General features: G+C 38.5%; 22 protein-coding genes. 21 read left to right on the top strand and 1 reads right to left on the bottom strand.

What is annotated here, in order from left to right; translation table 11 throughout:
• Positions 1-32 precede the first annotated feature (32 nt).
• From I573_RS05295 to I573_RS05395, 21 genes are all read left to right on the top strand, one after another.
• Complete coding sequence (locus I573_RS05295) at positions 33-1,700, top strand: DAK2 domain-containing protein (RefSeq protein ID WP_016185967.1); 1,668 nt, start codon at positions 33-35, stop codon at positions 1,698-1,700.
• Between the two features lie 57 nt (positions 1,701-1,757).
• Positions 1,758-3,785 carry an ATP-dependent DNA helicase RecG gene (recG, locus tag I573_RS05300; RefSeq protein ID WP_016185966.1) on the top strand — a complete coding sequence of 676 codons (2,028 nt, stop codon included), beginning with the start codon at positions 1,758-1,760 and terminating at the stop codon, positions 3,783-3,785.
• A gap of 48 nt (positions 3,786-3,833) precedes the next feature.
• On the top strand, positions 3,834-4,883 hold the full coding sequence (plsX, locus tag I573_RS05305) for a phosphate acyltransferase PlsX (protein ID WP_016185965.1): 1,050 nt from the start codon (positions 3,834-3,836) through the stop codon (positions 4,881-4,883).
• A 66-nt stretch (positions 4,884-4,949) separates the two neighbouring features.
• Positions 4,950-5,192: an acyl carrier protein gene (gene acpP / locus I573_RS05310; protein WP_016185964.1), complete on the top strand. Its 243-nt coding sequence runs from the start codon at positions 4,950-4,952 to the stop codon at positions 5,190-5,192.
• A 290-nt stretch (positions 5,193-5,482) separates the two neighbouring features.
• Positions 5,483-6,514 (top strand): ABC transporter ATP-binding protein, encoded by a 1,032-nt coding sequence (locus tag I573_RS05315; RefSeq protein ID WP_016185963.1) that lies wholly within the window; start codon positions 5,483-5,485, stop codon positions 6,512-6,514.
• A 5-nt stretch (positions 6,515-6,519) separates the two neighbouring features.
• Complete coding sequence (locus I573_RS05320) at positions 6,520-7,464, top strand: ABC transporter ATP-binding protein (RefSeq protein ID WP_016185962.1); 945 nt, start codon at positions 6,520-6,522, stop codon at positions 7,462-7,464.
• On the top strand, positions 7,465-8,427 hold the full coding sequence (opp4B, locus tag I573_RS05325) for an oligopeptide ABC transporter permease (protein ID WP_016185961.1): 963 nt from the start codon (positions 7,465-7,467) through the stop codon (positions 8,425-8,427).
• Between the two features lie 18 nt (positions 8,428-8,445).
• Entirely contained in the window at positions 8,446-9,363 is a 918-nt protein-coding gene (locus I573_RS05330) for an ABC transporter permease (protein WP_016185960.1), read from the top strand.
• 20 nt (positions 9,364-9,383) lie between these two features.
• Entirely contained in the window at positions 9,384-11,162 is a 1,779-nt protein-coding gene (locus I573_RS05335) for an oligopeptide ABC transporter substrate-binding protein (RefSeq protein WP_016185959.1), read from the top strand.
• Between the two features lie 73 nt (positions 11,163-11,235).
• Positions 11,236-12,981, top strand: a complete 1,746-nt coding sequence (locus I573_RS05340; protein ID WP_016185958.1) for a sensor histidine kinase — start codon at positions 11,236-11,238, stop codon at positions 12,979-12,981.
• Positions 12,982-12,985: 4 nt separating this feature from the next.
• Entirely contained in the window at positions 12,986-13,693 is a 708-nt protein-coding gene (locus tag I573_RS05345) for a LytR/AlgR family response regulator transcription factor (RefSeq protein ID WP_016185957.1), read from the top strand.
• Between the two features lie 127 nt (positions 13,694-13,820).
• Positions 13,821-14,255 (top strand): antiholin-like murein hydrolase modulator LrgA, encoded by a 435-nt coding sequence (gene lrgA / locus I573_RS05350; protein WP_016185956.1) that lies wholly within the window; start codon positions 13,821-13,823, stop codon positions 14,253-14,255.
• 1 nt (position 14,256) lies between these two features.
• The gene (gene lrgB, locus I573_RS05355; RefSeq protein WP_016185955.1) at positions 14,257-14,964 is read left to right on the top strand and encodes an antiholin-like protein LrgB; all 708 of its coding nucleotides are present in this window, start codon (positions 14,257-14,259) and stop codon (positions 14,962-14,964) included.
• 271 nt (positions 14,965-15,235) lie between these two features.
• The gene (gene rnc / locus I573_RS05360; protein ID WP_016185954.1) at positions 15,236-15,928 is read left to right on the top strand and encodes a ribonuclease III; all 693 of its coding nucleotides are present in this window, start codon (positions 15,236-15,238) and stop codon (positions 15,926-15,928) included.
• A 13-nt stretch (positions 15,929-15,941) separates the two neighbouring features.
• Positions 15,942-19,526, top strand: coding sequence for a chromosome segregation protein SMC (gene smc, locus I573_RS05365; protein ID WP_016185953.1), 3,585 nt, complete (start codon positions 15,942-15,944; stop codon positions 19,524-19,526).
• Positions 19,523-20,332: a Cof-type HAD-IIB family hydrolase gene (locus tag I573_RS05370; RefSeq protein WP_016185952.1), complete on the top strand. Its 810-nt coding sequence runs from the start codon at positions 19,523-19,525 to the stop codon at positions 20,330-20,332. Before smc ends, I573_RS05370 begins: the two co-directional genes overlap by 4 nt.
• 18 nt (positions 20,333-20,350) lie before the next feature.
• Positions 20,351-21,364, top strand: coding sequence for a signal recognition particle-docking protein FtsY (gene ftsY, locus I573_RS05375; protein ID WP_016185951.1), 1,014 nt, complete (start codon positions 20,351-20,353; stop codon positions 21,362-21,364).
• Positions 21,365-21,399: 35 nt separating this feature from the next.
• Positions 21,400-23,658, top strand: a complete 2,259-nt coding sequence (gshAB, locus tag I573_RS05380) for a bifunctional glutamate--cysteine ligase GshA/glutathione synthetase GshB (RefSeq protein ID WP_016185950.1) — start codon at positions 21,400-21,402, stop codon at positions 23,656-23,658.
• Positions 23,659-23,759: 101 nt separating this feature from the next.
• Positions 23,760-23,978, top strand: coding sequence for a hypothetical protein (locus I573_RS05385; RefSeq protein ID WP_016185949.1), 219 nt, complete (start codon positions 23,760-23,762; stop codon positions 23,976-23,978).
• A 98-nt stretch (positions 23,979-24,076) separates the two neighbouring features.
• Positions 24,077-24,727, top strand: coding sequence for a DUF998 domain-containing protein (locus I573_RS05390; protein ID WP_016185948.1), 651 nt, complete (start codon positions 24,077-24,079; stop codon positions 24,725-24,727).
• A gap of 208 nt (positions 24,728-24,935) precedes the next feature.
• Positions 24,936-25,211, top strand: coding sequence for a ClbS/DfsB family four-helix bundle protein (locus tag I573_RS05395; protein ID WP_051109574.1), 276 nt, complete (start codon positions 24,936-24,938; stop codon positions 25,209-25,211).
• 41 nt (positions 25,212-25,252) lie between these two features.
• Here the strand turns inward: I573_RS05395 and I573_RS05400 are convergent, their stop codons facing one another.
• Entirely contained in the window at positions 25,253-25,690 is a 438-nt protein-coding gene (locus I573_RS05400) for a YueI family protein (RefSeq protein WP_016185947.1), read from the bottom strand.
• Positions 25,691-25,806: the final 116 nt, after the last annotated feature.

The raw sequence follows: 25,806 nt of genomic DNA on the forward strand, positions 1-25,806 counted from the left end.
GTAGTTGTCGATCTTAAGGAGGATTTAGTACAGTGAAAGTAACGAATATTAGCGCAGGTCAGTTCCAAGAAATGGTACAAGCCGGCGCCAATCGTCTACATGCAAACGCAGAATATGTCAATTCATTGAATGTATTTCCCGTACCAGATGGAGATACAGGAACCAATATGAATTTATCAATGACGAGCGGAGCGAAGGCCGTTAGCGATTCTGTTTCAGAAGAAGTAGGAGAACTAGCAAAACGATTATCAAAAGGACTATTAATGGGAGCTAGAGGGAACTCTGGTGTCATTTTATCGCAATTGTTCCGTGGATTTGCAAAAGAAATCCCAACTGTTCAAACATTATCTGCTGAAGAATTAGCAAAAGCGTTTACACGTGGTGTGGAAACAGCGTATAAAGCCGTAATGAAACCAGTTGAAGGGACGATTTTAACTGTCGCACGTATTGCAGCAGAATTTGGTGAGAAAAAAGCCAAAGAAACTGATGATTGTGTTGCGGTAATGCAAGCGGTCGTTACTGGAGCTACACGAGCACTAGAAAAAACTCCAGATTTACTTCCTGTTTTAAAAGAAGTAGGAGTTGTCGATAGCGGTGGTCAAGGCTTACTCTTTATCTATGAAGGATTTTTAGGCGCTTTGACAGGTGAATTTAAAGCAGAAGCAGTTGAAAAATCACCAGCAGTTATGGATGAGATGGTCAATGCCGAACATCATCGTAGTGTACAAGGCCATATGGCAACTGAGGACATCACGTTTGGTTATTGTACTGAGATCATGGTGAAAATCGGTGAAGGACCAACAGTTACGGATAAATTTGATTACGATACGTTCCGCGGCTATTTAAATGAATTAGGTGATTCATTATTAGTTGTAAACGATGATGAAATCATTAAAGTACACGTGCATACCGAACATCCTGGTGAGGTCATGAATTACGGGCAAAAATTTGGTTCATTGATCAAAATCAAAGTCGACAATATGCGTGTCCAACATGAAACGATTCTAGAACAAGAAGAAGCGCCACAACCAAAAGCGCCACGCACACCGTATGCCGTGATCGCGATTGCAGCAGGAGACGGTGTCAAAGAATTGTTCACTAGTCTAGGTGTACGCTATGTAATTAGCGGCGGTCAAACCATGAATCCAAGTACAGAAGATATTTTAAAAGCGATCGATGAAGTGAACGCAGATAAAGTAATTTTATTACCAAATAATAAAAATATCTTTATGGCAGCGGATCAAGCAGCTGATGTTGCTGAACTTCCAGTAGTGGTTGTTCCAACACGCACGATTCCTCAAGGGATGGCTGCGATGCTTGCGTTTAACGAAGCCAGTTCATTAGAAGAAAATAAAGCAGTGATGACTCAAGCTGCAGAAGATATTATCAGTGGATCTGTGACACATGCGATTCGTGATACACAAATCGATGGCATCACGATTGCAGATGGTGACGTATTAGGGATGATCGATGGTAAAATCGTAGTATCTAATCCTGATATGTACACGACATGTATTGAAACGATGACTCGTATGGCCACAGATGATACAGAAATCTTAACCTTGATCATCGGTGAAGATGGTTCAATGAAAGAAGCCGAAAAAATGGCTGAAGCGATGCAAGCGAAGTTTGCAGATGTAGAAGTTGAAATCCATGAAGGGCAACAACCGGTTTATCCGTATTTGTTTGCTGCTGAATAATACAAAAGCTTAGACTGGTCATAGGCTCGTCTAAGCTTTTTTGTTTAGGAGGAGTATATGTTTACGCAATCAGTAACGACGCTATCGGGTGTAGGCGCAAAACGAGCAGAAACACTGGCTAGTCTAGGGATTTTTACTGTCGAAGACTTGATCACGTATTATCCATTTCGGTATGAAGACGTACAAGAACGACAACTTACAGAAATTATGGATCAAGAAAAAGTGACATTAAAGGGCATTGTAGTGACCCCACCTGTAGTCAGCCGATTTGGCTATAAAAAAAATCGTTTGCAATTTAAAATGAAACAAAATGATGAAGTGTTTCAAGTATCCTTTTTTAATCAAGCGTATTTAAAAGATAAAGTCGTACCCTTTGAGGAATTGGTGGTGTATGGGAAATGGGATGCTGCACGTGCCTCATTAGCTGGAATGAAGATCTTAGGGAGTGGCCAGCAATCAGATTTTGCCCCAGTGTACCATGTCAACAAAACGATTCGTCAAAAAACCTTACAGGACTTGATTGTAAAGGCACTTGAGTTATATGAACAACAAATTGAAGAAATTTTACCTCAATCCTTAATTGATAAATACCGTTTATTGCCTCGATCTCAAGCAGTGCGTGCCATGCATGTACCTAAAACACATCAAGAGTATGAGCAAGCAAAGCGACGAGTGATTTTTGAAGAGTTCTTTTTATTCCAGATGAATATCCAAGGATTAAAAGCAAAAGAACGCGATGCAAAAGAAGGCCTTGCGATTCATTATGAACCAAATGAATTAAAAGCGTTTATCCAAACACTACCATTCGAATTAACGACTGCACAAAAAAAAGTCACCAACGAAATTTGTGCAGATCTTAAAAGCCCAAAACATATGCAGCGTTTGTTGCAAGGTGATGTGGGAAGCGGAAAAACGATCGTTGCCGCGATTGCGCTTTATGCGACTAAAACAGCTGGGTTTCAAGGTGCACTTATGGTACCGACAGAAATCTTAGCACAGCAGCATATGGAGAGTTTAACTCATTTATTTGAACAAACATCGCTGACAGTGGCCTTATTGACCGGTTCAACTAAAACACGGGAACGTCAAGAGATTCTCGCTGGATTAGCAAATGGTACAATCGATGTTGTTGTCGGGACACATGCTTTGATTCAAGACGACGTCGCCTTTTCTCATCTAGGATTAGTGATCACAGACGAACAGCATCGTTTTGGTGTCAACCAACGTAAGATTTTACGTGAAAAAGGATTGAAGCCAGATGTCTTGTTTATGACGGCGACACCGATTCCAAGAACACTGGCGATTACGGCTTATGGTGAGATGGATGTGTCGATTATTGATGAATTGCCTAAAGGACGTATTCCGATCGAGACGAGATGGATCAAACCGCCACAGTTGTCTGATGCGTTGGCATTTGCTCGAGGTGAGTTGAAAAAGGGCCATCAGATGTATGTGATTTGTCCATTGATTGAAGAATCTGAAACCTTAGATGTCAAAAATGCTCAAGCGATTTACGAAGAGTTGCAGCAAGCTTTTCCTGACTTTGCTGTAGGATTATTGCATGGGAAAATGCGACCAAGCGAAAAAGATCAAATCATGGAAGCTTTCAAAGAAAATGAAACGCAAATCTTAGTTTCGACTACCGTGATCGAAGTGGGGGTAAACATACCAAATGCTTCTGTCATGATCATTATGGATGCGGATCGTTTTGGCTTAGCGCAACTACATCAATTACGCGGACGTGTTGGACGAGGTCAAACAGCATCTTATTGTATTTTAGTGGCTCAGCCTAAAAATGATATTGGAAAAGAGCGGATGAAAATCATGACCGAGACTACGAATGGATTTATCGTCAGTGAGCGTGATTTAGCTTTACGTGGACCAGGAGAAGTATTTGGGAATCGTCAATCTGGAATACCCGAATTTATGATTGCAGATCTTGTTGAACATGCACATATACTCGAAGTTGCACAACAAGAAGCTAGTGCGATCTTTAAACAGAGCAATTGGAACGTCTTGCCAGAATACGCCATGCTTCATGCATATTTAGTACAAAATCAACAGCAAAATGGGTCATTTGATTAATAAATTATGCTATACTAGATAAGGTTTATAGAAAGGAGTGCGTCAGACATGAGAATTGCTGTCGATGCAATGGGTGGCGATCACGCGCCACAAGCAATCGTTGAAGGCGTAATGCTAGCGAAAAAAGATTTTCCGATGATCGAATTCCAATTATATGGTAAAGAATCGGAAATCCGTAAATATGTAACAGATGAAACCAATGTGAAGATTATTCATACTGATGAAAAAATTTATAGCGAAGACGAACCCGTAAAAGCGATTCGTAAGAAAAAACAAGCTTCAATGGTTTTAGCTGCTCAAGCAGTAAAAGAAGGGCGAGCAGATGCCATCTTTAGTGCAGGAAATACAGGTGCGTTACTTGCTGCGGGACTATTTATCATTGGTCGGATCAAAGGCGTCGATCGTCCTGGATTGATGTCAACGTTACCGGTGATGACAAGCGATGCTGGATTTGATATGTTAGATCTTGGTGCAAATGCTGAAAACAAGCCAGAACATTTAGTACAATATGCCATTTTAGGCTCATTTTATGCTTCTCATGTTCGTGGAATTAAAAATCCACGTATCGGTCTATTAAATAATGGAACCGAAGAAACAAAAGGAAGCGAATTGACGAAAAAAACATATGAACTATTAAAGGCTGAATCCGATCTCAATTTTATCGGAAATGTTGAAGCACGTGAATTGTTAAATGGCGTAGCAGACGTTGTTGTAACAGACGGGTTCACGGGAAATGCAGTATTGAAAACAATCGAGGGAACAGCTTTGAATTTAATGGCTGTTTTGAAAGACTCGATTTTAGATGCGGGCCTTAAAGGTAAACTAGGGGCTTTGTTATTAAAAGATAGTTTACGTGGTTTAAAAGGCAAAATGGACTATGCCAAATATGGCGGGGCTGTCTTGTTTGGGTTAAAAGCGCCAGTAATCAAAACACATGGTGCAACTGGACCCGAAGCTGTTGCGCAAACGATTCGTCAAATCTATACGATGTTAGATAGTCATATGGTAGAAGAATTGGTTGCTCAATTTGAAGAAAAGAAAAAGCAAGAAGGCGCGTTCTCGATTAATGAGAAGCTACAAAAAAAGGTAGACAAATAAGCTAGGAATCGTTAGAATGGGCTTAGTTATTTTACTGTCTCGTCACTAAGGTGGAGGTGAAAACAGTTGACACACGATGAAGTATTTCAAAAAGTAACCGTAGTAATTGCCAATCACTTTGAAGTAAATGCTGAAGATGTAACCGAAGCGATGAATATCAAAGATGATTTAAATGCGGACTCAATTAGTGTAATGGAATTCGTTCTTGAGTTAGAAGAAGAATTCGGTACCGAAATCTCAGATGAAGATGCGGAAAAAATTGAAACTGTAGGTGCTGCAGTGGACTATATTACAAAAAATATCGCATAAAAAAAGTTTGAAGGAAATTTCCTTCAAACTTTTTTTATTTTCAAACAAAACATTAATTATATTAAGTGAAAATCCAATAAGAACTGCATTTATTTTTAGAAAATCAAACAAAACGGTTACATTTTCTTGCGTTTTTTCTTTTATTGCTCTTGAACCGACTGAAAACTGTGCTATTATAAGTAAATATCCGGATACCGATATTTTTGTCCTTGTAATTTTTTTACATATTCTATATAATTATTAAAAAAATATGATATTTCTATTAGAAATAAAAAACAAGTGGTATAAAAATGACGATCCATACTTTTGAAGGGGGCTTTTCGTTGGCAAATGCAAAACAATTATTAGACGTGCAACACTTACATACAAGCTTTCGGATCAAAGACGATTATTATGATGCAGTAGATGATGTCTCATTTACATTAAATCGTAATGAAATTTTAGCAATCGTTGGCGAATCGGGTTGTGGTAAAAGTACTTTAGCCACAACGATCATGGGCTTGCAAGATCTAGCAAATACCAAAATCACCGGTGAGATTATGTATAAAGATCTGAATCTAGCAAATTTAAATGAAACGCTATATAACAAGATTCGTGGCAATGATATCGGGATGATTTTCCAAGATCCTTTGTCTGCCTTGAACCCTTTGATGCGTATTGAAGATCAAATCAAAGAAGGACTTTCTTACCATACTAAAATGACAAGCGAGCAACGACAACAACGTGCCATCGAATTGCTGACACAAGTTGGGATTCCAAATCCAGAACGTGTAGGTCGTCAATATCCACATGAACTTTCAGGTGGGATGCGTCAACGGGTAATCATTGCGATTGCCATTGCGTGTAAACCTCCGATTATTATTGCAGATGAACCGACGACAGCTCTTGATGTGACAATCCAAGCTCAAATTTTGGATCTTTTAACAGATCTGCAAAGAGAAACTGAAGCGGGCATTATCTTGATCACACATGATCTAGGTGTGGTAGCAGAGATGGCCGATCGGGTAGCGGTGATGTATGGTGGACAATTCGTAGAAGTGGCAACAGCTGAAGAGCTATTCAATAATCCAAAACATCCTTACACTCGTTCACTTTTAAATTCGATTCCACAAGAAGACCAAGAAGGCGAGTTACATGTGATTGAAGGGGTCGTACCGTCATTAAAAAATATGGTACGCAATGGCTGTCGTTTTGCACCGCGTATTCCGTGGATTCCAGCTTCTGATCACGAAGAAAATCCGACACTTCATGAAGTATCTCCGGGTCATTTGGTCCGTTGTACGTGTTACAAGCATTTCCATTTTAGAGACGAAAAGGAGTAGTGTAAATGTCAGAATTGATTACCATTAAAGACCTTAAAGTTCACTATCCAATTCGCAGTGGTTTTTTGAATCGCGTAACCGACTATGTCTATGCAGTAGACGGTGTCGATTTTGTGATTGAAAAAGGCCAAACGTATGGATTGGTTGGTGAATCAGGCTCAGGGAAATCTACGACCGGAAAAGCCATCGTTGGTTTAGAAAAAATCACTTCTGGTGGGATTATCTACGAAGGGCAAGATGTTACAAAAGCGTCAACAAGACGCAAGATGCAATACAATAAAGATGTTCAGATGATCTTCCAAGATTCAATGTCAAGTTTGAATCCTAAACGTCGAGTAGTTGACATTATTGCGGAACCCTTACGAAATTTTGACCGTTTAAGTGATCAAGAAGAGAAAAAACGAGTGAAAGAATTACTTGATATCGTTGGGATGCCAGAAGATGCGTTATACAAGTATCCGCATGAATTTTCAGGCGGACAACGTCAACGGATCGGAGTTGCGCGAGCAGTAGCGTCGAATCCGAAATTGATCGTGGCAGATGAGCCAGTTTCAGCACTGGATCTATCAGTACAAGCGCAAGTATTGAACTTTATGAAGCGTATCCAAGAAGAATATGGCTTGAGTTTCTTATTTATTTCCCATGACTTAGGTGTCGTCAAACACATGTGTGACAATATTGCGATCATGTATAAAGGGCGATTTGTTGAAATTGGCACAAAACAAGATATCTATACTAATCCGCAACATATCTATACTAAACGCTTATTATCTGCGATTCCACAAATCGATGTGAAAAATCGTGATGCACATAAAGAAACACGACGTTTAGTTGAAGCAGAATACATTAACAACCAAAAAAATTACTACGATGAAACGGGTCGTGTGTATGATTTAACGAGCATCTCACCGACACATCAAGTTGCATTAAAAGACGGGGGGAAAAGCTAAATGTGGAAAACGATTTTACGTCGCGTGATCTTAATGATTCCCCAAATCATTATTTTGAGTTTACTGATCTTTATTCTAGCGAAAATGATGCCTGGAGATCCATTTACAGGGTTGATCAATCCCAATACGGATCCTGCACGTATTGAAGAATTGAAAAAAGCATCTGGTTTTTATGATCCATGGTATCAACAGTACTACAACTGGATTACGAATGCGTTGCATGGTGATTTTGGAAAAAGTTATACGTATAAATATGATGTGGCGACCGTTATTGGTCAACGGATCGGAAATACCGTTCGTCTAGCGATTGTTTCAGTTATTTTAACGTATGCCTTAGCGATTCCATTAGGATTATATGCTGGACGTTATGAAAATTCATGGTTAGATAAATTTGTAGTAGGCTATAACTTTATCAGTTTTGCGATTCCAGTTTTTGTCTTAGCCTTATTGATGATCTACTTCTTTGGGTATACCTTACACTGGTTCCCGACAAGTGGAAGTGTGGCGACAGATGCAACGCCGGGGACGATAGGGTACTTTATGAGTCAGCTCTATCATGTGCTCTTACCTTCGATCGTCCAAGCACTCTTAGGTACAGCTGTTACGATTCAATATCTACGTAGTGAAGTCATCGATGCGAAGAAAATGGATTACATCCGTACAGCGCGTTCGAAAGGGGTACCAACAAGTACCGTATTTAACCGTCATATCTTTAGAAATGCATCGTTACCGATTGCCTCAACATTAGGATATGAGATCACAGGATTAATTTCTGGTTCGGTTATGATCGAGATCATCTTTAATTATCCAGGAATCGGAAACTTGTTTATTACAAGTATTGGCCAACGTGACTATTCAGTCATCACAGCATTAACCTTGATTTTTGGGGTCGCAACATTAGTTGGGACACTATTATCAGATATTATTATGAGTATCGTAGATCCACGAATTCGAATCCAATAACATAGAGGAGTGTACACAATGGCAAAAAAAGAAACAGCTACAGCAACAACCGTGTCGACACCTCCTATGGGAATCAAAGTGATCGCACGAGAATTTAAAAAGGATAAATTGGCGATGTTCTCGCTTGGTTTATTAATTTTTGTCTTACTATTTGCCTTTATTGGCAGTTTCATTTTAGATGCAGATACAGTTAATAAAGTCAGTATTTTTGATCGATATGCACTACCTGGTACCACAGCAGTAGATGGACGGTACTATTTATTAGGTGCAGATGAAGGTGGTCGTGATGTATTTGGATTACTCGTTATTGGTGCTCGTAATTCAATTATGATCGGATTTTTGATCACGATCATTACCTCGATCATCGGGGTCGCTGTCGGAATCATCTCTGGCTATTATGGTGGGGTGATCGATACTGTTTTGATGCGTATCGTCGACTTTATTATGATCTTACCGATTTTATTGATCATCATCGTATTGGTAACCATCGTACCAAAATACAATGCTTTAAGTTTAGTTTGGATCATGTCGGCCTTTTACTGGGTCGGGAAAGCACGACTATTTCGTGCCAAAACACTGTCAGAAAGTCGTCGTGACTATGTGAGTGCATCGAAAACTTTAGGAACTTCTGATTTTAAAATCATGTTTTTTGAAGTGATGCCAAACTTAAGTTCATTGATTATTACAAACTTAACGATGAACTTTGCCGCAAATATTGGGATTGAAACCAGTTTGACTTTCTTGGGATTTGGGTTACCAATCAAAACACCAAGTTTGGGAACATTGATCTCTTATGCAAATAATTCAGAAGTCATCACATCAAAACCATGGGTATGGATACCTGCATCATTGCTAATTTTAGTCTTGATGTTAAGTATAAATTATGTAGGTCAAGCCTTTAAACGTTCCGCAGATGCGCGTCAACGTTTAGGATAATCAGAAACGGGGGAAACGGAATGAAGAAAAAAGCATTATTAGGTTTAGTAACAGTGGCAGGGTTAAGCTTAACGTTAGCTGCTTGTGGCAATGGTGACAGTAAAGACAGTAGTAACGGTTCAAGTGATAAAGCAACCGATACTGCAAATTTCAAAGTTAAAACCTCAAATGATAAAGAAGCGATGAAAGATGGTACATTAGAAATCGCTGAAGTAACGGATACCGCATTTACTGGAATCTTCTCAGATGCGTTTTCAGAAATGGCTTTAGACTCAACTTATTTTGCACCAGCAAATGAACCATTGTTCTACTATGACAAAGATTTAAAAATCAAAGATGGTGGCGCAGCAAAAATCAAATTTGATGAAGATGCAAAAACCGCTACAATCACTTTAAATGATAAATTAAAATGGAGTGACGGCAAAGACGTTACGGCTGATGATTTGATCTTCCCTTATGAAGTAATCGCCAATAAAGACTATACTGGTGTTCGTTATGATTCTACAATGAAAAATGTTGTCGGAATTGAAGATTACCATGATGGAAAATCAGATAGTATTTCAGGAATCAAAAAAGTAAACGATAAAGAAATCGTGATCTCATACAAAGAATTTTCACCATCAATCTTACAAGGTGGAGGCGGAGTATTATCTTATGCAATGCCAAAACATGCGTTTGATGGAATTGCAGTCAAAGATATGGCGGCATCTGATCCGGTTCGTAAAAACCCAATTACTTTTGGACCTTACTACATCAGCAAAATTACAACAGGTGAATCTGTAGAATTCTTACCAAATGAATACTACTATGGAGATAAACCAAAATTATCTAAATTAACAATGAAGAGTATTCCAACATCTTCAGCTGTAGCCTCAATGAAATCAAAAGAATTTGATATTTACGATGGTATGCCTAACTCAGAATACACGTCTTGGAAAGATTTAGATGGTTATGAGTTATTAGGCCAACAAGAATTGGCCTATAACTACATTGGATTTAAATTAGGTAAATGGGATGCAGATAAAGGCGAAAACGTGATGGATCCGAATGCAAAAATGGCCGATAAATCATTACGTCAAGCAATTGGTTACGCCGTTGATAATGCAGCTATTGCAGAAAAATTATACAATGGCTTGCAAACAGAAGCGAATTCATTAGTCGTACCTGGTTTTGCTTCTCTTTATGATAAAGATCTTGCTGGCTACAAACAAGATGTCGATAAAGCGAAAAAATTATTGGATGATGCTGGATATAAAGATGTAGATGGCGATGGCTTACGTGAAGATAAAGATGGTAAAAAATTAACGATCAACTTTGCTTTCCGTGATGGCGGAACGACTGCGAAGTCATTATCTGAATACTACATCCAAGCTTGGAAAGAAGTTGGTTTGAATGTTGAACTAGCTACTGGACGTTTAATTGAAGTCAATAGCTTCTATGACAAATTACAAGCTGATGATCCAGGAATCGATATGTATCAAGCAGGTTGGTCAACTGGATATGATCCAAACCAAGCCGGTCTTTACGGAAAAGATGCACAATTTAACTTTACTCGTTTTGTATCTGACGAAAATACAAAATTATTGGATGAAATGTCATCTAAAGATGCTTTAGATACAGATAAAGCAGCGAAAATCTATAAAGATTGGCAAGAATATGCAAATGAAGAAGCATTTGTCATTCCAACAACTTACTCTTATCTAGTAACACCAGTAAGTGAACGCGTAACAGGTTACGATATCACACGTGATCTAGACTACAACACATATACTACTTTAGGTGTAACAGAAGCAAAATAGTTTCTTAGAAATAGACTACGCTCTAGCGTAGTCTATTTTTTTTGTTATACTTGTTTTTAAGGGAGTGGGGAAGATGTTATCACTAGTATTGCCATTATTAGAACGGGTCGGCTTGATTATTTTATTAGCCAATCTACTTATGAATAGCCCGTATTATAAAAAATTGATGTACCATCGCCAAGAACGATTTGCCCAAATTGTCTTGATTGCAACATTTAGTATCTTTGCTATCATCAGTAACTTTACAGGAGTATTAGTCACAGATGCCAGACAAATCGATTCCTCAGCCTTTGTGAATCTAGCTAGTCATGCTTCGATCGCCAATACAAGAACGCTTACGATCGGAATGTCCGGTTTGATCGGAGGACCTATTGTGGGTCTATTTGTCGGCTTGATTTCTGGGACAGTGCGCTTTATGCAAGGCGGAACGGCGCCATATACGTATTTTATCTCCTCGATCGTAATTGGAAGTGCATCGGGACTGTTTGGTTATTTTAGTCTTAAAAAACAGAGTTATCCAAGTATTTTACAAGGAGCAACCTGTGGAATATTGATGGAAATCATCCAAATGATGTGTATTTTTTTCTTTTTACCAAGTCGTGAACAAGCGATTTTATTGATTGAAACGATTGCCTTACCCATGATGTTTGTGAATGCATTAGGAACAGCGATTTTTTTATCGATTATTTTATCGACATTAAAACAAGAAGAAAGTGCTCGTGCGATCCAAACCCATGATGTATTAGAGCTAGCCAATACGACGTTACCTTATTTTCGACAAGGCTTAACAGTCGAATCTGCATACCAAACAGCTGAACAAATCAAAAAATTTATGCGTGTTTCAGCAGTCAGTGTGACCAATCAGACTGAGATCTTAGCGCATGTTGGAAAAGCTAGTGATCATCATATCGCTAAAGAAGCGATCATTACTGATTTATCCAAAGAAGTCTTAAAAACCGGCGAGATCCATGTTGTACGCACAAAACGAGAGATTGGATGTAGTCATCCAGATTGTCCGCTAGAAGCGGCGATCGTCGTACCATTAATGGTCAAAGAAAAAGTTGTAGGAACATTCAAATTGTATTTTACCGACGCGAGTGAATTAACCTATGTTGAAGAACAGTTAGCCAAAGGATTAGGCGAGATTTTTTCTTCACAAATCGAATTAGGTGAGATGGATAATGCCCAACGATTATTAAAAGATGCTGAAATCAAATCGTTACAAGCGCAAGTCAATCCACATTTTTTATTCAATGCAATCAATACGATTTCGGCTTTGATGCGTTTTGATAGCGAACAAGCACGACATTTACTATTGCAGTTGGGACATTATTTTCGTGCGAATCTAAACGGTCATCGCAACAACTTGATTCCTATAAAAGAAGAATTGGCACATGTTGAAGCCTATCTCGCCATTGAGCAAGCGCGTTTTCCTGAACGATATACGATTGAATTGAAACTAGATCCAACATTAGATGAGGTTCAGATTCCGCCATTTGTGATCCAAATTTTAGTAGAAAATGCATTGAAACACGCATTTATCGGACGTAAGACCGGTAATCATGTATCTGTTACCGCAACAACAAAAGAAAAAAACGTGACGATCCATGTTCTAGATGATGGCAATGGCATCGATCCTGAAAAACGTGCAAAATTAGGACATGAAGTCGTCCCTTCCACAAGTGGGACTGGATCTGCATTAGAAAATATCAATCGACGCTTGGTGAGTTTATTTGGCCAAGAATCTTGTTTACATGTCGAATCTTCAACAAAAGGGAGTCATTTCTATTTTACGATTCCCGTATTAGTAAAGGAGTGATACCATGAACGTAGCTATTATTGATGATGAGCGATTAGCCCGAATGGAACTACATTATTTATTGTCGCAATTAGACGAAGTAGAGTTAATAAAGGAAGGAGAATCGATTGAAGATGCCTTTTCTTTGCTCTTACAAGAATCAATCGATTTACTATTTTTAGATATTCATTTGACGGACGAAAGCGGTTTGGATTTGGCTAAGAAAATCCAGCAAGTCAAGAATCCACCATTGATTATTTTTGCCACAGCGTACGATAATCATGCGGTCGAAGCATTCGAATTAAATGCACTCGACTATATTTTAAAACCGTTTGAACAAGAGCGGATTCAAAAAGCCGTCGCTAAAGCGAGCCGTACGTTAACTGAGCGTCATGAAACACCTATGACGCCTTCAAGATTAACGATCGAGACGGATGAGCGAATCTTTTTAGTTCCGTTTGAAGAAATTTTATATTGTGAAGTTCAAGGGAAACAAACGACGATTCACTGCGACACGCGCTCGTTCACGACCAACACGACATTGGCGGCATTAGAGCAAGCTTTGCCAAGTTATTTTTTCAAAGTGCATCGAAGTTATATTATCAATACAGAAAAAATCGCCGAAATTCAACCTTGGTTCAATCAAACTTATCAAGTGACGATGAATAATCAAGAAAAGGTTCCAGTTAGCCGTTCCTACGTCAAAGCGTTTAAACAAACGATCGGCTTGTAGCATTTGATGAAGCGGATTCAGTAACTGATACCTCAAATAACGTAACTAATGCAGAAAACCACTTTTTTAGTGGTTTTTTTTGTATGCTAAGGACAAGAAAACAAGAGAAATCAAGGGGGACAATAAGATGAAAAAGACTTATTCAATTATTTACCAAGGAGTTATGATCAGTATCGTCATGATGATCTCAAAATTTATTGAAGCACTTTTACCTTTTGCAATGCCATCTTCAGTGATTGGCTTAGTGTTATTATTTATTGCTTTATGTACAAACATCATTCGTTTGGAGCAAATCGAGACAGTCGGCAATGCATTGGTAGATAATATTGGATTGTTTTTTGTGCCAGCAGGAATTTCAGCAATCAATTCACTTGATTTATTGAAAGGGCACTTTTTATTGACGATCGCCTTGATTTTCTTTTCTACGTTATTTTTATTAGTCGGTACCGGTTGGATGGCGCAATTGCTACTGGGCATAGGTCATAAAAAAGTTGCCAAAAAATCGACTGCTTTTCCTAAACTTGCGACAATTAAAAAATCAACAGCAAATGAGGTGAGATAAGATGAATATGATCATTGAATTATTTAAACAAACACCTGTTTTTGGCGTCTTACTTTCACTAGGTACCTTTTATATCGGACAAGTTTTATTTAAAAAATCAAATGGCTTCTTCTTATTTGCACCACTATTTGTTGCAATGGTTTTGGGGATTTTAACGTTGATGGCAACCGGGATCTCTTTTCCAGAATTCAACAAGGGCGGACAAGTAGTTAGTTTCTTTTTAGAACCTGCGACGATTTGTTTTGCAATTCCACTTTATAAAAAGCGTGAGGTCTTAAAAAAATATTGGGCGCAGATCTTAGGCGGAATCACGTTAGGAAGTATTGTAGCAATTTATGGAATCTATATGGTATCGAATTTATTTGAACTAGGTAAAGTCGTAACAGCTTCTATGCTTCCACAAGCAGCAACTACTGCAATCGCAATGCCCACATCGATCGCAATGGGAGGCTCAGGTGAACTAACTTCACTAGCTTGTATTTTAAATGGGGTCATCATTTATGCACTAGCACGTCCATTAGTTGATTTCTTTAAAATCAAAGATCCAATCGCTAGAGGATTGGCTTTAGGAACTTCTGGTCATTCATTAGGTGTTTCTGCAGCACAACCAATGGGGGAAGTTGAAACCTCAATGGCAAGTATTGCATTAGTTGTCGTCGGCGTCATCGTAACGGTCGTTGTACCGGTTGCTGGACAAATTTTATTATAAGCAACACGCTGTGACAGAAGCAATCCACTTCAAAAAATAAGGCGAATCATTCCGATACTGGTATCCCCTATCTCGGTAATGATTCGGCTTATTTTTTTCGCCGATCAAAAGGTAAAAATTAGAATCATTTCAAAATCAAGTGCAGCTAGTTGAAGTAAAGCTTATAAGAATCCAGTAAGAATAGTTAACAGTCGCGGCGGCTTTTGGTATAATACGAGAAGATGCCACTTACAGGTTTATACTGTAAAAAAACAAAAAAGGAATGGAATTCATGGAAAACCAGTTAGTAACAAAAATAAAAGAAAACTACCAAATTGTTTTTGAGGAAATGGGGTTACTAGACCAAGCGTTTACCCATTCATCTTATGTGAATGAGCATCGAAATCTACACCTATGCGACAACGAACGTTTAGAATTTTTAGGAGATGCAGTATTGGAACTCTTGGTTTCACAATATCTATACCGACAATTTCCTGAGATGCCAGAAGGAAAATTAACGAAAATGCGTGCGGCGATCGTCCGTGAGGATTCTTTAGCTGAATTTGCAAGAGAATGTGCATTTGATCAATTTATCCGTTTGGGAAAAGGAGAAGAGAATTCAGGTGGACGTCAACGTGCAGCACTTTTATGTGATCTATTCGAATCATTTTTAGGTGCATTGTATTTAGATCAAGGATTAGAAGCTGTTCATCGCTTTTTACAAACAGTGATTTTTCCTAAAGTTGAAGCGGGTGCTTTTTCACATGAGATGGATCATAAAACAAAATTACAAGAAGTATTACAACGCGGTGGAGATGTGTTGATCGATTATCGATTGATCAAAGAAGAAGGACCTGCACATGAACGAATTTTTTGGACAGAAGTTTATTGCGATAATCAATTGATTGGACAAGGAACAGGGCGTTCAAAAAAAGGAGCCGAACAAGCTGCCGCACAAAATGCATTACAAGAATTAAAAGAATAAGTGGGGAAGTCATGTGTATTTAAAACGTATTGAAGTGGCAGGATTTAAATCTTTTGCCAATCGCACCACGATTGAATTTGAGAATCAAGTTACGGCAATTGTAGGACCAAATGGAAGTGGGAAAAGTAATATTACCGAAGCGATACGATGGGTCTTGGGGGAATCTTCAGCGAAAAGTTTACGTGGGGGAAAGATGCCAGATATTATTTTTGCAGGCTCTCAGTCACGTAAACCACTAAATATTGCTGAAGTTACATTAGTTTTAGATAATGAAGATCATTATTTACCTGTTGATTTTGTAGAAGTCAGTGTGACAAGACGATTGCGACGCACTGGTGAAAGTGACTTTTTCTTAAACAAACAAGCTTGTCGTTTAAAAGACATACAAGAACTCTTCATGGACTCTGGTTTAGGCAAAGAGTCCTTTTCTATTATTTCACAAGGAAAAGTAGAGGCGATCTTTAGTAGTAAACCAGAAGAACGTCGCGGGATATTTGAAGAAGCAGCAGGTGTGTTGAAATACAAGTCACGCAAGAAACAAGCCGAATCTAAACTATCTGAAACAAAAGAAAACTTAAGTCGATTAAACGATATCGTATATGAGTTAGACGAACAGTTAAGTCCTTTACGTGAGCAAAAAGAAACGGCAACGAAATACATCGCGTTAAAAGAAGAGCTAACACAAGTCGATGTAACGTATACGATTAGTCAATTAGCAAAAGAGCAACAGGAACACGAAGAGTTGACGATCAAAGCGACACAGTCACAAGCTACATTAGATGACATCCAACATGAATTGACAACGAAAGAAGAACGATTAAATCAATTGCGTCAGACAAGAGAAGAATTGGATACGACGATCGAAGATGAAAATCAAGCGTTGCTTTCTGTTGTGGAACGATTAAAGCAAGCAGAAGGTCAATTGGATGTATTGAAAGAGCGTTCAAAACATACGTTAAAAAGTAGTCAAGACTATCAAGAATCTCTAGAAGAAACGCTAGAAGTAATCGAACAACTAGAAGAAGAAAAAGCAACTGCGATCACTCAGTTGTCTATTCAAAACGGTGCGTTGCAACAAGTGGAAAAACAATTGCGACAAGCTGAAAAAGAAATAAAAAATTATGAAAAATCCACTAAAGAATTAGTGGAGGAATTACGTGCAGAATACGTTGAATTTATGCAACAACAAGCCAGTGTGAGCAACGAGCGTAAGTATTTGGAACGTCAATATGAACAAGAACAGACGCGGAATGAACAAACGATCAAAAAACAAGCGGAAGTCGACTTGCAATTACAAGAACAAACAGCAGAATTGGCTACGATCCAAGCATCGCTGTCAGAAGAGCAAGCACAACAAGTAGAGCATGCAAAACAAACTCAGCAGTTGCAAGAGTTGATTGAAACAACTAAAGGACGATTGGCTAAAGCCCAAACAAAAATGTATGAGCTAATGCGCGAAGTGCAACAAGTCAAAGCACGTCAAAAAAGTTTACAAGAAATCAAAGAAAATTATACAGGCTATTATCAAGGTGTGCGTGAAGCATTAAAACATCGTACGGAGTTAAATATCGTGGGTGCTGTTGCAGAGTTGATCGAAGTACCTAGTGAGTATACGCTTGCGATCGAGACGGCTTTAGGGGGAGCGATGCAGCATGTGGTTATGGAAAACGAAGCAGATGCTAGAAAAGCGATTACGTTTTTAAAACAACGTCAAGCTGGACGCGCGACCTTTTTACCATTAACCACGATCAAAGCACGTACTTTGCCTTCTTCTGTCTTGGAACAAGCTCAAACGATGACAGGATTTATTGGAGTAGGAAGTCAAGTCTTAACAACAGATGCGCATGTTCAAGTGATCATCGAGAATCTATTAGGAACGGTATTGATTGCAGAAGACCTTGCTTCAGCCAATCAATTAGCACGTGCGTTTCAATTTCGTTACCGAGTCGTTTCTTTAGAAGGCGATGTGATGAATGCTGGAGGATCCATGACAGGTGGTGCGTCAAAACGCAATACGCAATCGAGTGTGTTTACGCAAGGTGCACAATTACAAGAATTAACGGATCAAGCCACACAACTGGAAACGCAATTGAATTTGACTGAACATCAAGTCAAGGAATTACAAGAGCTTGAGATGACAAGTCGTCAAAAATTAGAGCATTTGCGAACACAGCATCAAGATGAGCAACTACATACGAAAGATTTCACGTCGAAAGAACAAGTATTAAAAAGTACGATTGAACGCTTAAAAAAAGACCAACAAATTTATGCTTTTGAATTGCGTGAATGGCAACGTTTTGTCGCTGAACATGAAGAAAAAGATCAGCAGTTACAGAGTGAGTTGCAGCAAGTTCGCGAACGGTTAGATAAGATTCAAGAAGAAATGGATACGTTGACTAAAGAAGAAGATGGCATTGAAAAACGCCGTCAAGCACTACGCGAAGATATTAGTCAACTTCAAGCAAAAGAAGCTGTGCTCAATGAAAAAGTGGCACATATCAAAGAGCGATTTGCGCAAACCACGAAATCGTTAACACAAGCTGAAGAAAAACAAGCGACGTTAGAACGTCAACTGGCTGCACTTGCTTCTTCAGATGAGCATCAAGAAGAAACAGTGGAAACGTTGACTAAAACGATCGAGGCTACGCAACAAGAAAAACAACGCATTGAAACGCATTTACAAGACGTACGTGAAAAACGCTATGCTTGTCATGAAAGGATTCGCAAAGAAGACGATGCCTTAGCTAAAATGTATCGCCAACAAAAAGAAATGTTGGCCACACACACACAATATACGGTGCAGTTGGATCGTCTTCAGACAAGAATGACGCAACAAGAGGGCTATTTAGAGGAGCAATACCATATGACTGTAGCTCAAGCACGTGCGCTCTTTTCGTTGAGTACGCCAACAGATCAACAAAAAGAAACGATCACTCGTTTGAAACGAGAAATTGCTTCGCTAGGTGTTGTAAATACACAGGCCATTGAACAATTTGATCAAGTAAATGAACGATATGAATTTCTAACGGGACAAAAAGATGATTTAACTCAAGCCAAAGAACAATTAGAAGAAACCATGTCTGAAATGGATGAAGAAGTCAAACAACGCTTCTCAGAAACATTTGAAGCAATCAAGCGCCAGTTCAGTGAAGTGTTTCCAAATATGTTTGGTGGCGGACGCGCACAACTTGTTTTGACGCAACCAGATGATTTATTGCATACCGGAATTGAAATCGAAGCACAACCGCCAGGCAAGAAACTGCAAAGTTTAAGTTTACTTTCTGGTGGAGAACGTTCTTTGACTGCGATTGCGCTATTATTTGCCATTATCCAAGTACGACCAGTACCGTTTTGTATTTTAGATGAAGTGGAAGCGGCTTTAGATGAAGCGAATGTTTCACGTTTTGGACGTTATTTAAAATCCAATCAAAACAATGCACAGTTTATCGTGGTCACTCATCGAAAAGGCACGATGGAAGCTGCAGATGCTTTATATGGAGTGACAATGGAGGAATCAGGCGTTTCGAAAGTTCTATCTGTGAAATTAGAACAAGTCAAAGAAGATGGACAAATCAAAGCAAAAGGAGCAACGACATGATAAAATTAATTGCCATTGATTTAGATGGAACACTACTGACGGATAAAAAAGAAGTCTCATTACGAAACAAAGAGACTTTAAAAAAAGCCAAAGCACAAGGAGTGAAAATCGTATTGTGCACGGGTCGACCGTTGATGGCGATTCGTCCATATCTTGAATTATTAGATTTGCGCCAAGCAGGTGATTATAGTATTACGTTTAACGGTGGCTTGGTTCAAAAAAATGATTCCGGTGAGATCGTAGAAAAAGTTACATTAACAAAAGACGACGTTACCGAATTGATCGCACTAGCCAAAGAAATGAATATGCCGCTTGATATTTTGTCAGATGAAATCGTGTTGTGTTTGCCTACTTCGACAACGTATCACACGATCTATCCTTCATTAAATCCATTATTAACGTATAAAGAAGCAACAGAAGCAGAATTATCAACATATACGTTATTCAACAAAGCGGTAACTGCATATGATCAAGAACTATTAGATCAATGGATCGCAAACATTCCAGCGTCGATCAAGGAAAAATTTGAAGTGATCAAAACACGAAATAATCTATTAGAATTTATGCCAAAAGGTGTGACAAAAGCAGCGGGAATCGCTCGCCTAGCCGCAGATCTTGGGATCACACAAGCAGAAGTAATGGCAATCGGTGATGAAGAAAATGATTTATCGATGGTCGAGTATGCCAAAGTCGGTGTGGCGATGGACAATGCAGTACCAGTTGTAAAAGCAGCTGCTGATTTTATTACGACAACAAATGAAGAAGATGGTGTAGCACGTGCCATTGAAAAATTTGTATTAAACTAACTTAAAGGAAGTGAGTATATGGGATTTTTTGATAAAATCAAACGCGCCTTTACCGGCGAAGAAAAACCAGAAGAAATCACAGTCGAACAAGAACAAGTCCAAGAAAAATACGATAAGGGATTAGAAAAAACACGTAAAACATTTGGCGAACGTATGAATGAGTTGTTTGCTAATTTTCGTACCGTCGACGAAGACTTTTTTGAAGAATTAGAAGAAACTCTAATTGGTGCGGATGTTGGATTTGATACGGCGATTAAAATTTCAGAAGCGCTACGTGAAGAAGTCAAATTACGCAATGCGAAAAAGCCTGCAGAAGTCCAAAACGCGATTATTGAAAAATTAGTTGATCTTTATGAAGCAGAAGGTGTCAATGAGAATAATGCCTTAAACTTGCAGTCAGAAGGCTTGACAGTGATGCTATTTGTTGGGGTCAACGGTGTCGGAAAAACGACGAGTATCGGAAAATTGGCCTATCAATACAAGCAAGAAGGGAAAAAAGTCTTACTTGCTGCAGCTGATACGTTTCGTGCTGGTGCGATCGATCAATTGGTCGTATGGGGCGAACGGGCAGGCGTTGAAGTAGTTCGTGGTGAGGCGAATGGTGATCCAGCTGCTGTAGTGTTTGATGCGATGCGCCGTGCGAAAGCCGAGCAAGCAGACATTTTATTGATCGATACTGCTGGTCGTTTACAAAATAAAGTCAATTTGATGAATGAACTAGAAAAAATTAAACGGATCATCCAACGTGAAGAACCGAATGCACCGCATGAAGTATTGCTGGTACTAGATGCAACGACTGGACAAAATGCGATGGTCCAAGCGAAACAATTTAAAGACACAACAGACGTTACAGGGTTGGTCTTAACAAAACTAGATGGTACAGCTAAAGGTGGGATCGTGCTTGCGATTCGAAATGAGTTACATTTACCTGTAAAACTGGTAGGATTAGGTGAAAAAATCGATGACTTAGAACCATTTGATCCAAATGACTTTGTAATCGGTCTATTCAAAGGATTATTAAAAGAAGAATAGGGATAGAAAGTATGACTTTCTAGATCGGGGGAACAATGGATTATCAAACATTATTGATGCATGAAACAGTCTTGCCATATGCGTTAACTGCGCGATATGGTATCGAACGCGAAGGTCAGCGTATTACTAAAGAAGGTCAATTAGTCGAAACGACTTATCCTAAAACCTTAGGGAATCGTTCGTCGCATCCATATATTCAAACAGATTTCGCCGAGACACAGATGGAACTGATTACACCCGTCACGGATTCTGTTGAAGAATTATTTCGTTATTTAGCTGCTATTCACGATGTGGCGTATCGTTCATTAGAAGAGGAAGAACGTTTGTGGCCACTGAGCATGCCACCTGCACTACCTTTAAAAGATGAAGCGATCACGTTAGCGAAATTAGATCGTTTCGAAGATGTTTTGTATCGTCGATATCTAGCTAAGACATATGGTCGTCGTAAACAAATGGTGAGTGGGATTCATTTCAATATTGAATTGTCTGAACTATTTTTAAAGCGAATGTTTGACGTTCAAACAGAAGAAACAGATTTTATTCGTTTTAAGACAAACGCGTATTTAAAAGTAACACGAAATTATTTAGCGCATCGTTATTTGATTACGTATTTATTTGGTGCTTCTCCAATGAGTGAAAAAAACTTTTTTGTGGGTGCTGCAGGACCTAAAGAACCGGTTCGTTCACTGCGCAATAGTTCATTTGGCTATAAAAATAAAGAAGATGTCAAAGTACGTTATGATTCGATTGAAACGTATTTAGAAGATTTGACTCAAATGGTTGAAGATGGAAAACTTTCAGAAGAAAAAGAATTTTATGCTTCAGTTCGTTTACGCGGTGGAAAAAAAGTTGCCGATTTGGCTACTGCAGGTATTCGCTATATCGAGTTACGAAATATCGACTTAAATCCATATGCTGAATACGGTATCTCAAAAGAGCAAGTTGAATTTTTACACTTATTCTTATTGTTTATGTTAGTCAAAGAAGAGACTGAGGAAACCAAAACAATTAAACGCGGAGATATGAAAAATAATGCAATCGCGTTAGAGCATCCTTTGCATGAATCCGCTTATCAAAAAGAAATCGATGCTTTAATTGTAGCATTTTTGACATTTGTTGATGAAGCTCAATTGCCGCTTTCAGATGCGTTACGTCTTTGGTTAGAAGAGGTGCAACACGATTATACCAACACGCTCGCTGCTCGTTGGTATAAAGAAGCCAAACAAAGTACACAAGCAAAAGAAGCGACAGCACTAGCCGAGACTTATGCACAAAAAGCTTGGGCAAAACCTTATCAATTAGCCGGTTTTCGCGATATGGAACTGTCGACACAGATTTTATTATTTGATGCGATTCAAAAAGGAATCAATGTCGCGGTTTTAGACGAACAAGACCAGTTTTTACAATTGTCGGTAGGCGAACATCGCGAATGGGTTAAAAATGCGAATATGACTGCAAAAGATTCCTATATCGTGCCTTTACTGATGGAAAATAAAACGGTCACGAAAAAAGTCTTAGCGCAAGCAGGTTTCCGTGTACCAATTGGTGGCGAATACGATACAAAAGAACGTGCATTAGCTGATTTTGCTCGTTATAAAGACCAAGGATTTGTCGTAAAACCAAAATCAACAAATTACGGACTGGGGATTTCTATTTTTAAAGAAGGATCAACTCGCGAAGATTTTGAAGCAGCACTAGAGATCGCCTTTGCCGAAGATAGTTCCATTTTGATTGAAGAATTTTTATCTGGTACTGAATACCGCTTCTTCGTAATCGATGGCCAGGTCAAAGCGATTTTACTACGTATTCCAGCTAATGTAGTCGGAGATGGTAAGCGTACGATTACAGAACTTGTAGCAGAAAAAAATCAAGATCCATTGCGTGGGACCCATCACCGTGCACCACTAGAATTGATCCAATTGGGTTCTTTAGAACAGTTGATGTTAAAAGAACAAGGCTATACGGTCGATAGTATTCCTGAAAAAGAGACGATCGTTTATTTAAGAGAAAATTCAAATATTAGTACCGGTGGCGATTCGATCGATGTGACCGATACGTTTTCTGATGATTACAAACAAGTCGCGATCGATGCAGTTGCAGCATTAGGTGCGGTCATTTGTGGAATTGATTTGATCATTCCAGATAAAGAGGTTCCTGCTACAGAAAAAAATGCCTATGGAATCATTGAAGGAAATTTTAACCCTGCGATGCACATGCATACCTACCCATTCTCAGGCACAGGTCGTCGTTTGACGATGGATGTGTTGCATTTGTTGTTCCCAGAAAAAGTATAAGAAAAACAAAAAAAGACAGTCTACTAGGATTGTCTTTTTTTGTTTTTCTTTTGTAAAATTAAATCCATATACTATAAAAAATGAAAAAAGGAGTGATACATATGGGCACAAGTCTTTCTATTCTTGCTGGGATTATTTGTCTAGCGTTAGGAAGTTATCAGGCATGGGCTACACATAAATTGTTTCATTTTGTTAAAACTAAGGGAGGAAAATCGACTTCGCCATTCTTTTTAATGACGATATGGAGCACATGGATCATTACAGCCGCTCTTTTTGTAGCTGGTTTTTATTTGATTTTTGTTCTAAGTGCAACGTTTTAATCCTGTTGAGATCGAGATGAGTCAAAATTAAGGTCAGTTTAAGCTAAACGCTTTATACTATCGAATATAGAAGAAAGAAAAGAAAGAAGCGAATGGCGATGATAAAATCTTATTTCCGATTTTTATTGATTAGTTTTGTAGCAATCGATAGTCTCTCACCTTATATATTGGCTCATTTTTATCCTAAATACCAGGCAATTTCTCAAGTTATCAGTGAACTAGGTGAAGTCGGCAGTCCTGTGTATTATGGATTCAGTTTTTTTTTCGTTTTAGCAGGGAGTGTGTTACTTGTTAGTCTTTTTGGTTTAGTGTCGTATTTAAAAACGCAGACATCTGTATGGATGAGTCGCGCGATTGTGGGGACACTTGCTAGTTTTGCGATCGGGGAATGTTTACTTTCTGGCTTGTTTAGTATTGAAGGTGGCAGTACGCTATCGGTCATCATCCATCAAGTCGCATCTGATTTGGGTAGTCTAGGAATGCTAGGGTTCCCATTTTTAATCAGTATCTTGTTTTATCGAAAAGACAGATCAAAAACCTATTTATTTTTTGGATTAGGGATACTCTCTGTATTCTTTGCTTTAATAAATGGCTATGCACAATTAATGGACTCAAGCTATATGGGAGTGTATCAACGACTTTCTATGGTGATGATGTATCTTCCAGTTGTTCTGTTTAGCTCAAAACTTCCGAAAATGTCTACAATCAAAGCAGTCTATGGAACTCCTTCGTATGCTGCAGTGAATTAACAATATCCGATTCAGTAGTGTAAAATAGAGTACGTAAAAATAATAACTCTTATTTAATAAAATCTAATAATGAAGAGAAATTTTATAAATCAGAGTAAGTAGAGAAATCTATTTACTCTGATTTTTTACTATTTTTTTGACGCATCTTATATAACTAAAATAACAGGAAACTAGTTTTGATACTTTTTAAAGCATAGTAAGTTGCTTTTTGCAGTGTAGAAAAAGCTTATTCAAGAGTCAAAAGGAAGCATTTACTCGTAAGCACGAACACAGTGCATATGAAGACGCACTAGCCGAATTTATGGCAACCCATGAACGTGTTATGGAGCAACTCGCAACGTTTTCCAATGAAGAATTATTTACGAAAGGTGTATTTGATTGGGTAGGAGGAAGTACGTTGGGGAGTTATTTTGTCTCAGTAACCACTAGCCATTATACTTGGGCAACGAAAAAAATTCGTAAATTTAAAAAAATGCTTGCATAAAAAAACGAGGGTGTGACAGATTTCTGTCACACTCTCGTTTTTTAAAACCATTTTTTCCAAAAGGATTTTTTTTCGACGGGCTGTTTTTTTTCTTCAGGCAATTGATATTTAGTCTCGATTTCAATGTTCGGTTCATCCACTGCATGATCGGTAACCACTAAAAGACCTGCTGTGTCTTCAGTAATCTCTCCTTCGTAAGACACGATACGAAAAGGGATGTGAGCTGCGCTTAACTTTTGGATATAAAGAGCTTGAATATTTTGTGGAACTTGATCATTAATCAAACAACTGGCATCTTGATAGTCAGCGATATGATCGAAAAAGACGGTAGTCCAATTTTTTTCTTTCATCTGGTCAATGGTCATTTTTAAATAACAGCGTTCACGAAATGTCCCCAAATAAGCACGCTGTTCGTCAGGATGGAGTTTGGGCGAACCATACCGTCCACTATCTAAATGTTTTTGTAATTCATCAGCCATAAGAACCCTCCTTTTGTCTAGTATAACAAGACTAGCCCAATCGATACAAACGAGGGACAGTTCAATCGCTTCTTTTATAAAAATTTGCTATGATAAATAAAAGCCTAAAGGAGTAG

It is taken from the genome of Enterococcus sulfureus ATCC 49903 (assembly GCF_000407605.1).
In the GTDB taxonomy this organism is placed as follows: domain Bacteria; phylum Bacillota; class Bacilli; order Lactobacillales; family Enterococcaceae; genus Enterococcus_G; species Enterococcus_G sulfureus.

What these genes read in the sequence shown, in the direction of transcription:
- lrgB (WP_016185955.1), top strand. Translation starts at nt 14,257, where the DNA reads ATGAATATGATCATTGAATTATTTAAACAAACACCTGTTTTTGGCGTC.
- plsX (WP_016185965.1), top strand. Translation starts at nt 3,834, where the DNA reads ATGAGAATTGCTGTCGATGCAATGGGTGGCGATCACGCGCCACAAGCA.
- I573_RS05345 (WP_016185957.1), top strand. Translation starts at nt 12,986, where the DNA reads ATGAACGTAGCTATTATTGATGATGAGCGATTAGCCCGAATGGAACTA.
- I573_RS05400 (WP_016185947.1), bottom strand. Translation starts at nt 25,690, where the DNA reads ATGGCTGATGAATTACAAAAACATTTAGATAGTGGACGGTATGGTTCG.
- I573_RS05320 (WP_016185962.1), top strand. Translation starts at nt 6,520, where the DNA reads ATGTCAGAATTGATTACCATTAAAGACCTTAAAGTTCACTATCCAATT.
- lrgA (WP_016185956.1), top strand. Translation starts at nt 13,821, where the DNA reads ATGAAAAAGACTTATTCAATTATTTACCAAGGAGTTATGATCAGTATC.
- recG (WP_016185966.1), top strand. Translation starts at nt 1,758, where the DNA reads ATGTTTACGCAATCAGTAACGACGCTATCGGGTGTAGGCGCAAAACGA.
- ftsY (WP_016185951.1), top strand. Translation starts at nt 20,351, where the DNA reads ATGGGATTTTTTGATAAAATCAAACGCGCCTTTACCGGCGAAGAAAAA.
- I573_RS05315 (WP_016185963.1), top strand. Translation starts at nt 5,483, where the DNA reads ATGACGATCCATACTTTTGAAGGGGGCTTTTCGTTGGCAAATGCAAAA.
- gshAB (WP_016185950.1), top strand. Translation starts at nt 21,400, where the DNA reads ATGGATTATCAAACATTATTGATGCATGAAACAGTCTTGCCATATGCG.
- opp4B (WP_016185961.1), top strand. Translation starts at nt 7,465, where the DNA reads ATGTGGAAAACGATTTTACGTCGCGTGATCTTAATGATTCCCCAAATC.
- I573_RS05335 (WP_016185959.1), top strand. Translation starts at nt 9,384, where the DNA reads ATGAAGAAAAAAGCATTATTAGGTTTAGTAACAGTGGCAGGGTTAAGC.
- I573_RS05390 (WP_016185948.1), top strand. Translation starts at nt 24,077, where the DNA reads ATGATAAAATCTTATTTCCGATTTTTATTGATTAGTTTTGTAGCAATC.
- I573_RS05370 (WP_016185952.1), top strand. Translation starts at nt 19,523, where the DNA reads ATGATAAAATTAATTGCCATTGATTTAGATGGAACACTACTGACGGAT.
- rnc (WP_016185954.1), top strand. Translation starts at nt 15,236, where the DNA reads ATGGAAAACCAGTTAGTAACAAAAATAAAAGAAAACTACCAAATTGTT.
- I573_RS05330 (WP_016185960.1), top strand. Translation starts at nt 8,446, where the DNA reads ATGGCAAAAAAAGAAACAGCTACAGCAACAACCGTGTCGACACCTCCT.
- I573_RS05340 (WP_016185958.1), top strand. Translation starts at nt 11,236, where the DNA reads ATGTTATCACTAGTATTGCCATTATTAGAACGGGTCGGCTTGATTATT.
- I573_RS05385 (WP_016185949.1), top strand. Translation starts at nt 23,760, where the DNA reads ATGGGCACAAGTCTTTCTATTCTTGCTGGGATTATTTGTCTAGCGTTA.